Source organism: Nitratidesulfovibrio vulgaris str. Hildenborough, from assembly GCF_000195755.1.
Taxonomy (GTDB): Bacteria; Desulfobacterota; Desulfovibrionia; order Desulfovibrionales; family Desulfovibrionaceae; genus Nitratidesulfovibrio; species Nitratidesulfovibrio vulgaris.
Window position 1 is genome coordinate 1 of the sequence record NC_005863.1, and the last position, 12162, is coordinate 12162.

The window sequence follows — 12162 nt, forward strand, 5'->3', positions numbered from 1 at the left end:
CACAGCGGTGTGCCCCGCCGTCCCACCCTGTCGACCTGCCCTTACATGGGTTTGTGCTTTCATGATAGGCGGTTGTCCGATTTCACAGTGAACCACAGCGCATGGTGTCTGTTCACGGCATGGCGCATCATGCCCAGACGCGCATGACGCGCCGGATTCACTCGCCCGCGGTGACCGCGCGAATGGCGTGCCTGCCAGCCACTCCTGTGAGGCGGCATCGGCAGCAGGCACAAGCGGCCCCCATGTCTCCGCCGTGTTGTGCGGGCATCCTGTAACAAGCTTGGAGGGCGATGGTCTGCGGCACGATCCCAGCCGCGGCCTGGGAAGGGGCATCGGAGGGGCGTCGGCGCGCTGTACCGTGGCGATTTACAGAGACATCTCGGGCTGGCTGTCCGCCGATGAGCGAAGGTCCGCCGGCGACCCGTCAGCCACTCAAGGGTACTTCGCCCGGCGGGCATTCGGCACATCGGCCAGTCTCCCGGCTTGCAGGCACTTCGGCCCGCCGGCTAGCCCCGGGCTGACTCGCCCACATGGGCACCGAGCCCTTCGCCAGCGCGAGGGCACGACCCGCCCGCCATCCGGGTACGGCTCCCCCTGTGACACCCCACCGGCAGCCTGCCCGCGCGGGATGATCGCTTCGGGAATCTAGAAAATTTATAACCTGTCAAGAGGCGACAACTTTTACATTTTCTTCATGTTTACAGGACGTTGCAAGCGAAACACCCCTCCAATACGACGTCGTTCAGCGCAAACCGCAAGCGAATTCGTCTAAAAAAATGTTGATGGACAGAGTTTTTTTTGATTAACCTGCTCGCATAACGCGAACGCCAAGCGTTACCTACATCTTTCCCGCAGAAGGGGGCCCGAAACATGGGTGCGATCATCGCCATCGTCAACAACAAAGGTGGGGTGGGCAAGACCACCATCACCACCAACCTTGCCCACGCGCTGGCAAACCTGCAACAGGAAGTGCTGGTCATCGACGCCGACTCGCAGTGCAACACGAGTTCGTTCTTCTTTCACGGCGACGTCGAGCGCGTACCCGCACCCAACCTGTACGAATTGCTCGAAGACGACGCCGCGGACGTGCGCGACTGCATCCACGCCGCGCCCGAATATTCGCGTATCGCCGTGCTGCCCACGCACCCCGACCTCGCCGGGCTGGAACCCGTCATCATCCAGCGTCCCGACACGGGCATACGGCTCATGCGCGACAAGCTGCGCGACTATGCCAAGACCAAGTACGACTTCACGCTCATCGACTGCCCGCCCAACCTCGGCACCTTCGTCATGATGGCCATGGTGGCGGCAGACTTCGTGCTGGTCCCGCTGGAAAGCGGCAGCAAATACTCCATCGACGGCATCGCCCGCACAGTGGGTCTCATCGACGACATCCGCTCCGAGGGCCAGAACAAGGACCTCACCCTGCTGCGCTTCCTGCTCAACAAGGCGCGGCCCCGCACCATCGTCGCCCGCGAGACACACGAGCGCCTGCGAGAACGCTTCCCCGGTCGCGTGTTCGAGACCGTGCTTTCGGCCTCCACCGACCTGCAACAGAGCGAATACCTCAGCGAGACCGTCATTCGCAGCAAACCCAACAGCCAGCTTGCACGCCTGTTCCGCCAGCTGGCCAACGAGGTCGTGTCCCTGAAGGAGATAACCACCATGCAGGACGCGCCCTCTGCCTAGCCGACTAGACTTCCCTACCCTGCCCCCACCACGGGCGTGGAGGAACCGATATGCCCCCTGAAGCGACAGCCAACGCAAGCCCTGCCGGGCAACAACCGAAACGCAGGCGCGTTACGCTGGCAGACAGATTGCGTCAGGCCAGCAAGATGCAGTTCGAGTCGCCGGAACAGATTGCGGCCCGTGAAGCGCTGGAGAAGATGAACCGTGAGTCGGCACTGGCGACACCCGGTGACACCGACAGTCACGGGGTGTCTTCTGCTGTCACGCCTGACAAACCGACGACACACCAACACAAGGCCGTTGCCGAATCCGCGAAGGACGCCCCTTCGCCCCCCACCGTGACCAGCCCTTCCCCTGCCATAGAGGACGACCTCGGGCATGACACGTCGGCGGCCACGTCGGCGCGGGCAAGCACCGGTGAAGACGCCACCTGCGCCGCTTCTGGCACCACTCCCCGTGATGACGATGCCGGTCACCCCCTGACTGGCGCCGTCACCCGTGACGTCACCACCCCAGAGACGCGTACTGTCACCCATGACACACCAGTCACCCCCGTGACAACAAAAGCCACGGGTGACTGCGATAGACACCCCGCGACAACAGCTGTCACCAGTGACACGGACTCCGAAACAGTGACCGCGACGGACACCAGTGACGCAAAACGTCACCCCGTGTCACCTGCGGCCACAGATGCCTCCAACAGTCACCCAGTGACGGCAGACGTCACCCCTGACGTCACCCCTGACAGCAACGCTCACCGGACGACAATGGCCGTCACTGGTGACAGCACGGTCACCCCCGACGGAGAACTCCCGGCTTCTTCAGCATCGACCCGCGAGCCCAAGACCGTGAGCAGCGCTGCCGACAGGGCATACACCGCCCCCCACGCCAGCCGGGGGAGGGACGCCGGAGACGACACCGGTCACCCCATGACAGACACCGTCACCAGTGACGGTACGTCACCCCCTCCTCCCCTATTCGTGCCCGCACATGGCCCACTGACGCACGGGGCGGTCGCGGCTACGGACACGGCAGGGGCAGCGACGGTCGAAGAAGGCCCTGCACACGACGTGCAGCCCATGCGGCAGGCTGAGGCATCGTCTGCGCCCCATGCGTCGCGCGAAGCGCCCACAGGCACGGCGTACGCGGGCACAGAGGCAGGAAGTGCACACGGGCACGACCGCAGCACCGCGGGCCTTGCGACGACCGCAGAGGAAACGCCCTGCACGCCATGCGAAGCGCCAACCCCCGAGACGGCAGCCACACTGCATGACCGTTCCGCTGTGAACGCTCGCGCCATGGGGACGGAAAAGGTCACGGGGACAGAGAGAGTCACCCCTGACCCAACCGGTCACCCCGTGACCGCGGCAATCACCGTACGGCACGATGAAGGCCCCCTCCCCGGAGCTGAGACTCCGGGGGTATCTGGAGCAGAATCACCCCATGTGACGCCCCATGTGACGCCCCGAGTGACGCCCCGAGTGACGCCGGATGCGACGCAGGATGCGACGCCGGAGGCCTCTGGCAGTACATTGCCGGGTGCGACATCCGACCTGACGGGGGGCCTGACCGGGGGCCCGTCCGTGACAGCAGCGGGCGCAGAAGCAGACGCGGGCACAGAGACCGGCGCGCCGTATGCGCGGGCTGCCGCCTCCAAGGACCAGTCGGATGCGACACGCCCCGGAGATGACATCGCACCGTCACATGCCGCACGGCAGGCAGCGGGTATCAGCGACGGCGCAACCACCGTCTCCGACGTCACCCCCCTGTCAGCCCACGACACGATGTCTTCTTTCGTCACGGATGACAGCCACGGTCACCCCATGACGGACAACGTCACCACTACCGAGCCTACCGTCCATCAGGCCATGGCCCATGGGATGGCTCCGGTGGTGAATAGCCCGAAGCCAGAGGGCGGTGTGCATGTGCGCAGCCCCCTCCCCGCCCACGACCTTGCCGGGCACATGGGGCACAGTGCCGAGCAAGCCCCCCAGACAGGGAACGTCACGGATGACGCATCACGTCACGGGGTGTCGGCAGAAGTCACCCCTGACATGTCCGCCACGGCCCCAGTCACCCCAGTCACCCCAGTCATCCCAGTCAGGCCGGGCACTCCGGGCCCGCTTGCAGGGCTGACCACATCGCGCACGCTTCTCAACAGCACCTTGCAGGTCAACATCTATAATATGGTGCTTGAGGCGGGCGGGGCCGTGTTCACCTCGGGCGGGCAGATGGCCAAGCGCTTCGACGTGGCCGTGCGTTCGGTGCGCCGTACCCTCGACCTCATGGAGACCAAGGGCATCCTCAGCCGCGAATCGGGGGCGGCGGGCATGACGCTGCGTCTGCTCATGGACCCCCTTTCGGTGATGGGCATCCATGCCAGCGGTCTGCCCGCAGGTGTCATCGGCGCGGTGCATGACGCCGGGGCAGTCCATGACGGCATCATGGGCGGGCACGCCCCATACCGGACGGGAAGAGGTCCGGACATGCCCACGTTCCCGTCGGGTTCGCCGGCGGCACACACGCCCGAATTTGTGGCAGGGCACGGCACGGGCGCGGAGGGCAGGGGAGGGTATCCCGCAGCGGGGATGCCGCAGCCCCATGCCCCGCACCCTTCGCCGTCACCCCGTGACAGCTATGGTCACCCCTCGTTCATGCACGCCGCACCCCATCCGGTACAGACCTCCCCGCACCTGAACGACCAGCAGGGCAGGGCGGCGAACCCCGGCGACATGGTCGCGCCGCACAGGCCTGCCGCTGCCCATCAGATGCACGGCGGCATGGTGCCACGGCATCAGCCCGGGGCGACACAGACGGGGCAGGCAGCGAGCGTGTCAGGTGCTGGCACACCGGGCACCACGGCGGGAGACGCCTTCGGAGTGCCGTCCGGCGGCCCCGGGGCGGACATGGCGTTCTTCCGCGAACGCTATCCCCATCTCGCCCGTGCGGGCTTCGGCCCGGCACAGGTGAAGCAGGTGCGTGAGGCACTGGCATCACGCGACCTGCCCGACGACCTCGTGGAAGAGTCGCTCGGCTATGCCGAATGGGAACTCGAGCATGGCACCATGGTCGACGCCAAGGGACAGCCCATCGCCAAGCCCGCCGACTGGGTCTTCAAGTCGCTTGCCATGCACGGCTGCTACAGGCGGCCCGCCGGATACGTCGACCCGCTGGAAGAGGCCCGGGCGCGCATCGCCGAACGCATCGCCGCACAGACGGCCCACCGCGAACAACTGGCGCGCCTGCGTGAAGAGCAGGAGAAGCTTGAGATGGAAGCCCTCATCGACGCGGAGGTTGAACGGCTTGCCGCAGCCCCCGACAGCGCAGAGGTGGACGAACTGTTGCAAGGGCTGCCCGCCGTGCTGCGCGCCAAGGGGCTTGAGAGCGCACTGGTACAGCGCGAGATGCGTCGCCGCCTGCGCGAACGTCTCTTCCCGGAGGGGTGATGCGAGGGACGCGGGATGCCGGTGCCATGAGGGGTGGCAGACAGGATGACAGGCAGGGTGACACCGTCGGTCACGGGGTGACAGACCAAGGATGACAGCGAGGGACACGGGGTGGTGACAGGTCACCTGACACGGGGCGACACCCCATGACAATCCGCCCCTCGAAACGTCACCGGTGACAGGACAGGGCCCGTGACGCGACACGTCCCCCATGACAGCGCATGTCGCGAGGTGACATGTGGAGCATCTGAAACAAAAACAATGGGTTGGGTACAAGCCCGTGACATGGGCGGTCACCCCCCTCTTATATAAGGAAGATAGATAGAAAGAAGAGTCTATCTATCGCAGGAACACATGGAAAAGACGAGCAAGCCGCAACTGGTGGCCTACCTGCGGGAAAGGGCACACCTCACGGAAGAGCAGGCGCTGATGACGCTCAAGGCCTTGTATCTCTTCTCGCTGGAGCATCTTGAGAAGGGCGTGGGCGTGGTGCTGCCCGACATCGGGCAAATCAAGCCATCCATGGGCAAGGGCGGGGTAGGGCGCAACTTCCGCACCGGAGAGGCGACGGTCATCGAACCCAAGCTCAAGCTCACGTTCAGTGCGTCCAAGGCACTGAAGGAACCGCTGGACGCGGCGCAGCGCAAGGCCGCGAAACAGCGCGACGCGAAGTCGCAGGACGGCGCGACGGGCGACGGACGGGCGTAGCCACGACCGGACGGCTGGCTGCCGCCAGACATGGTGAGGCCCGGGTGCGCACGCGGGGCACGATGCCCGACACACGCAAGCCCGGTCATGCCTCCTCCCATGAAGCCCCGGAGGGGCATCGGCCCGAAGCCTCGCAGGTGAATATCAAGGTCACCCCCGATGCTTCGCGAGGTGACCCCGGCAGAGGGCGACCCGGTGGTGAAGACGTCCGGCCGGGGCGTGATGGTGGCGGTACGACGAAGGGTGATGACGCCCGGAAGAGGTTACCGGCGAGAAGGGCACGGATTACCGTCTTCCAGGCAGATGTCGCCCCTGCCGCACGGTCGCAGGGGCGGAAGCGGCAGACGTTGCGGGAAGGCGTACCTTCCGCCGCAAGACCGGAGAGGCTGGACCTCCATCGTCCGCCAGTCGCCACGCCGTGAGGTGTGGGCCGACCATGGGCACAGGCCTTGCGTTGCCGGAGGGCAGGGTCGCCTGTCTGCGGTGCTTCTGCCCGGGCAGACCGCGTGGCGCGCGAACCTGCGAAGCATGGGGTTCGCAGGTCCGCGGAGGGATGTTCCGGAGGGAAGCCGCTGACACGGGCGGCAGGGGGCTTATGCCCCGCGGCCCCGTCGATAGGGCGGGCCATGCCGCATCAGCCGGGGTCTGCTCGGGTCAGGGCCGCGCCGTCTTGCGTCTGACGACGAGTGTGCTGTGCCCGCTGCCACGCAGGATGTGTTCGGCGGTGCTCTTGAACAGCAGCCGCTGCAACACTCCGTGGTCATGCATGCCGACGATGGTGAGGTCGGCGCTGCACCCCTCTGCCGTCCCCATGATGGAGGCGGGCACGACGCCCCGTGGCAGGTGCGACCTGACGGTGACAGGGGCATCGCCATCCCTCTCCATGATGGCGGAAAGCCTTGCAAGGGCGTTATGAAGGTGCCCGCCGTGCCGCGAATACTCGTGCGCGGCGTGCGTGTTCGCCTCCTTCCGGGCGACGCCGCTCTTGGATGTGATCTTCATCCGGGCGAACACATCCCACGCATGCACCACGTGAAGCGTCGCGCTGTGACGTGTGGCGATGCCGTATGCGGCTTCGAGGATAGCCTCGTTGAGGCTCCTGTCCGAAGGCGAGTCGATGACGTCGTCACAGCCGATGGCCGCTACGATGTTGCGGAGGCTGTTCGTACCCTGCTTCAGGACGAGCACGTCGCCCTGCGCGCCATGGACGAAGTTCATGAATGTCTTCGTCTGGATGGGGTTCGCGAAGAGGTTCGCGTGGTGGTCGACGATGGTGAGGTCGTGTTGCCCCGGGCGCTGTGCAGACAGCCGGGAGAGCGTATCGGCACCGTCGGTCACGATGACGTCGTGACCTGCACCGCAGCCCGTATCGTGGCCCTTGCCACGCCATGCCGGGGCCTCGGCGCGCCGCGCATCGGCCTCGCACGCCTGTTCCATGTCACGCCGGAGGGCGTCGTCGCACAGTATGGTGAGCGGTGCACCGAGTCTTCGCGCGAAGTCGATGGCGAAGAGGGCCCTGTGCCTGTCCGTGCCGGGGCCGGTCGCCCCGTAGAGTATCCTGTCGTAGCAGCGCATGCGCATCCTCCACACGCGAATGGGGTCGTGAATCAGGTCAGGTGCCGATGACGAACGTCGCCATGCCGAAGTAGATGAGGATGGTGGAGATGTCGGACAGCGCCAGCGTGAGGGGGCCCGATGCGATGCGCATGTCCAGCTTCAGCTTGTGCAGCAGGGAAGGGATGCTGAGCCCCCAGAAGACCCCGCAGCACAGCGTCAGCAGGATGCTCGAACCGATGACCGCCGATGCGGCGACATCGTCCCGCCACAGGACGACGATGCTGCCCACGATGAGCCAGCACGCCGCCCCCAGAAGCACGGCGGAGCCCACTTCGCGGTAGAACGACTTCACATACCATTTCCAGTCCGGGTCGAGGGACCGCAGCGTGTGGATGGCGAGCGTCATGGACTGGATGCTCACACTCTCTCCGAGGCCCAGCACGAGGGTCATGAAGAAGGCCAGCACGAGACTCTGCGCCAGCGTCGCCTCATAGGCCCCCGCAAGGATGGCGCAGGTCGTGCCGCTGGCGATGGTGGCGAGAAGCCACGGGAATCGGTAGCGGAAGGCGCGCAGGGGCGAGGCCTCGCGCACCTGCAGGATGCTGAGGCCGATGATCTCGAAGGCCCTGTGCATGTTCTCGCGGTCGGTGGCGTCGATGTCCTCTTTCGAGAACATGCCGATGTCCACCACACCGAGGATGCGCCTCTCGTCATCCACCACGGGAAAGGCGAGCAACTTGTGGCGCGTGAAGTACTCATGCGCGTCGAGGACGCTGCAATCCATGGGGATTGCGATGGTCGAGGTGATCATGATGTCGTCGACCGTCTTCGTGTCGTCCGAGGTCAGAAGGCGTCTGATGGGAATGACGCCTGTCAGCCTGTCGTCGCAGTCGACGATGTAGAAGTAGTCGATGCGGTTCTCATCATCAGTCGATGACTTGATGTCGTGAAGTGCCTCTTTGATCGTCGTGCCCGAGACGAACTTCTTCACGTCTGTACGGGCGAGTCGCATGATGGATTCCTTGAAGAATCTGTTCTTCTTGCGTGGCATCGATCCTCCTTGTGCGTGTTGAAAGCAGCAATGACCCCGTGGCAACAATGCCGCGGGCCAGCCGGAAAGACCACCTGCACCCACATGGCGGACGCAGGTGCATCTATTTGAAATAGAATTATATGTGGGTCTTTCAAAGTGCTTCGTCTGCAGGAGCAGCTGAAGTCGTCAAACGATACCATGGCTGGGGACAGCGGGCCAGCCCCTTTTCGGATTTGTTCTGCGGTGGGCGTGATTCTACGACCCCGTGCCCGCGCTGTGCCATAGGTAGCGAATGCCCTGCCAAGCCCATGTACCCCGGCATGGCGGGGGCTTCATGTCGCCGGAGGCCAAGGCATGTCCTTGATGCGACAACGGCCCCGGATGGGCTTCCGGGGCCGTTGTGCGGCAGGCATGGTAGACGCGTCGTGCGGTGGCGTCCGTCCCGCCACCGCACCCGGTGCGCCGCATCAGCAGCCGTCGCCGCCCCCACGGCAGCACCCCTTGGAGACCCCGCCCTTGCGGGCACGGAAGGCGTTCACGTCAAGCCCCGCAAGCACTGCGCCCACCACGTCTTCGACGATGCCCGCGCATTCCGTCACGGTGATGCCGTGTTCGCGCAGGATGGCGCGCGGGCTTTCACCACAGGCGGCGGTCAGCACGGCGCGGCAGTCCTTGAGCATGTCCGCGAGGGCGTGCCAGCGTTCAGGGCCGCAGCCGGGGCGCGGGGTGGCGCGTTCTTCGAGAAGGACGGGCACGGGCATGTCCGTTGCGTCTGTGCCCGCACGGGTGGCGTCCTTACCGCAGGTCGTGCCGTGGGTTGTGCCGCAGACCGCGCCGGAATCCCCCCCGGTGCTTCCTGTGCTGTCCGTCCTCTTGTCGTTCTTGTCCTCCTCGCTGTCCCAAGGGGTGGCCCCCGCCTTGCCCCATGAGTTACCACCAGTACTGCCCGGCACATCGCCGCTTCCGGTACCTTTGGCGTCGTTCCGACCGGACGCAGCCTCGCCTCCGGTCGTTGTGCCGCCCTTGCCACTGCGGGCAGGCCCAAGGCCCCATATCTGCAACCGCGTGGCCTCGCCGAGGTGCTGGTTCACGAGCATTCCCTCGCGGGTCGCCACTGCCACGAAGGGCCGCGCCCCGGCCCCGTCGTCCTTCTGTGCGCATTCGCGCAGCAGCGGGGCCAGTTCACGCGACCTGTCGTGGTGCAGCAGCCCCACGGCGTCGGCGCGGCAGCGTCTGCAATGGGTCATCTGGCGGATGTGCGCCCCCGCCAGCCTGCGCGCTTCGCCCACCGCTTCGGGCGAAGGTTCGGCCACCTGCGCCAGCGGGGTGTCGTGGGTGGGGTGCAGGGGGATGATGTTCATGAGCGTCGCGCCCAGCGCGGCGACCTTCTCTGCCACCTGTTCCACATGTCCGTCGTTGATGCCCGGCACGAGGATGGTGTTGACCTTGACCACGATGCCGCGCTGCACCAGCCCCGTCAGCGCGGTCAGCTGCCGTTCGAGCATGAGTTCGGCGGCGGGCCGCCCGCGCCACACGACCTTGCCGTCGCGCACCCATGTGTACAGGCGTGCGGAGATGTCGGGGTCGACGGCGTTGATGGTGAGGGTGGCGTGGGTGACCCCGTTGGCGGCAAGGGCGTCGAGATGCGGGGGCATGCCCAGTCCGTTGCTGGAAAGGCAGAACAGCATGTCGGGATGCCGCTGGCGGATGAGGCGCAGCGTCTCCAGCGTGGCGGCAGCGTTGGCCATGGGGTCGCCCGGCCCGGCGATGCCCGCCACGCGGATGGCGGGTTCGCGTTCAAGGACGCGGTCGAGGTAGTCCGCGGCCTGTGCGGGGGTGAGCACCCCGCTGGTCACGCCGGGGCGCGACTCGTTGACGCAGTCGTACTTGCGGTTGCAGTACCCGCACAGCACGTTGCACTTGGGTGCCACGGGCAGGTGGACGCGACCGCACGACTGGGCGGCCTTCTCGGTGAAACAGGGGTGGCTTGTGGTGTCGGGTGTGCAGGGCATGTCGCTATCCTCCTACATGTAGCCGTAGCCCACGGGGCTGGCGGTCTGATGGCGTTCGATGAGGGCGTTGACGATGCGGTCGTACAGGGCGAGTGCGCCGGTGTAGCCCACATGCAGCAGACGCTGCCCGCCGAAGCGGTCGTGGACGGGGAAGCCCGTGCGCACCAGCGGGATGCCCCACGCGCGGGCGTAGCGGTAGCCCTTGCTGTTGCCCACCAGCAGGTCGGGGGCGAGGGTGCCCGCACGTTCGGCAATCTCGTGGAAGTCGACCCCTTCGCGGACTTCGGGCAGGTCGGGCATCAGCCCCCCGCAGACGGCGGCCACACGCGCGGCAAGGCCGCACCCGCGTGCGCCGGTGGCCACCAGCACGGGGCGTATGCCCGTCTCGGCAAGCATGGCGCACAGCCCCGTGACCATGTCGGCATCACCGTAGACCACGGCCCGCTTGCCCGCGACGTACTTGTGCCCGTCCACGAGGGCGTCGACCAGCCTGCCGCGTTCAAGCATCATGCGCGGGGGCATGGCGGTGCCGGAGATGCGTTCGAGGGCCTCCATGAAGGTGTCGGTCTCGCGCAGGCCCACGGGCACGCCCACCCTGAACAACGGCACGCCGTGACGCGCGTGCAGCGCGGCCCCGGCGGAGGGGCGGCTGCCGAGGGGGTCGCCCATCTCGACCACGGCCCGCGCACGGCCCAGCGCCCGGATGTCGTCGAGGGGCGTACCCCCGGCGGGGATGGGCGCGTAGGCTTCGAGGCACGGGGCGTCCAGCGTCTCGGAGATGTCGGGCAGGATGACCGGCGCAAGGCCGAATGCCTCCATCACGTCGCGCAGGTGGCGTATGTCGGCGGGGGAGAGTAGCCCCGGCAGCAGACAGGTGCGGCCCGTGGAGACGGTGCCCGACGTGGTGCCGGATATCGCACCGGGCGTGGTGTCCGACACGGTGGCACCGGCGGTGGCAGGGCCGCGTGCGGCTGCGCCGGGGGCCGCTTCGTGAGGGGCACCCGATATGACACCGGACATGGTGCCGGACATGGTGCCGGACATGGCACCGGGCGTGGACTCCACCAGTTGTTCCGTCACGGCACGCACGGCGTCGTACCAGCCGTCCATGTGGGTTCCGGCGAAGCTTGGCGTGCTCACATGCACGATGTCCGGCAGGTCGAGGTCGCCGAATTCGTTACGGAACTCGCGCAGGATGCGGCCCACGTCGTCACCGATGGTCTCGGTGAGGCAGGTGGTGGCCACGCCCACGAGACGCGGGTGGTACTTCTTCATGACATTGAGCAGCCCCTTCTTGAGGTTGGGGCCGCCGCCGTGGATGGCGTGCTTCTCGCCCAGTGCGGAAGAGGCGATGTCCATGGGTTCGCGGTAGTGGCTGATGACGTAGCGACGCATGTAGGTGGCGCAGCCCTGCGAACCGTGCAGGAAGGGCACGGCCCCTTCGATGCCCCTGAAGGCCAGCGTCGCGCCGAGGGGCGTGCAGAGTTTGCATGCGTTGGTGGTGGCGATGTGGTTACGGCCTGCCATGGTGTGCCCCCCCTTCGGTGGCGTTTCCTTCGGTGAAAAGGTCGTGCGGGGCGTGTCCTGCGGGATTGGCGGGACAGTCGGCATCTCCATCCCCTGCGGGATTGGCGGGATGTCCGTCCCTTTCGTGTGCGGGGGCGTCTGCGCCGAGGTGTCTGTCCGCACGGTCTGCGGGATTGTCGGCTTGTCCGTC

The 12162-nt window shown here is 66.4% G+C and carries 7 protein-coding genes and 1 pseudogene; 3 read left to right on the top strand and 5 right to left on the bottom strand.

Going from position 1 to position 12162, the window contains the following annotated elements; all coding sequences use genetic code 11:
- Nucleotides 1–870: 870 nt before the first annotated feature.
- From DVU_RS15905 to DVU_RS15915, 3 genes are all read left to right on the top strand, one after another.
- Nucleotides 871–1689 carry a ParA family protein gene (locus DVU_RS15905; protein WP_011176580.1) on the top strand — a complete coding sequence of 273 codons (819 nt, stop codon included), beginning with the start codon at nucleotides 871–873 and terminating at the stop codon, nucleotides 1687–1689.
- 50 nt (nucleotides 1690–1739) lie between these two features.
- Nucleotides 1740–5135, top strand: a complete 3396-nt coding sequence (locus DVU_RS15910; protein ID WP_011176581.1) for a hypothetical protein — start codon at nucleotides 1740–1742, stop codon at nucleotides 5133–5135.
- 354 nt (nucleotides 5136–5489) lie between these two features.
- Nucleotides 5490–5843 (top strand): HU family DNA-binding protein, encoded by a 354-nt coding sequence (locus DVU_RS15915; RefSeq protein WP_011176582.1) that lies wholly within the window; start codon nucleotides 5490–5492, stop codon nucleotides 5841–5843.
- A gap of 654 nt (nucleotides 5844–6497) precedes the next feature.
- Here DVU_RS15915 and DVU_RS15920 read toward each other — a convergent pair.
- From DVU_RS15920 to DVU_RS15935, 5 genes and pseudogenes are all read right to left on the bottom strand, one after another.
- Nucleotides 6498–7418 (bottom strand): universal stress protein, encoded by a 921-nt coding sequence (locus DVU_RS15920; RefSeq protein WP_014524649.1) that lies wholly within the window; start codon nucleotides 7416–7418, stop codon nucleotides 6498–6500.
- A 37-nt stretch (nucleotides 7419–7455) separates the two neighbouring features.
- Nucleotides 7456–8451, bottom strand: a complete 996-nt coding sequence (locus DVU_RS15925; RefSeq protein ID WP_011176584.1) for a magnesium transporter — start codon at nucleotides 8449–8451, stop codon at nucleotides 7456–7458.
- A gap of 449 nt (nucleotides 8452–8900) precedes the next feature.
- Nucleotides 8901–9194 (bottom strand): NifB/NifX family molybdenum-iron cluster-binding protein, encoded by a 294-nt coding sequence (locus DVU_RS16920; RefSeq protein WP_223295167.1) that lies wholly within the window; start codon nucleotides 9192–9194, stop codon nucleotides 8901–8903.
- A gap of 285 nt (nucleotides 9195–9479) precedes the next feature.
- A pseudogene (locus DVU_RS16925) lies at nucleotides 9480–10445 on the bottom strand (radical SAM protein); the annotation flags it as partial.
- A gap of 12 nt (nucleotides 10446–10457) precedes the next feature.
- Nucleotides 10458–11972 (bottom strand): nitrogenase component 1, encoded by a 1515-nt coding sequence (locus tag DVU_RS15935; protein WP_011176586.1) that lies wholly within the window; start codon nucleotides 11970–11972, stop codon nucleotides 10458–10460.
- Between the last annotated feature and the right edge of the window lie 190 nt (nucleotides 11973–12162).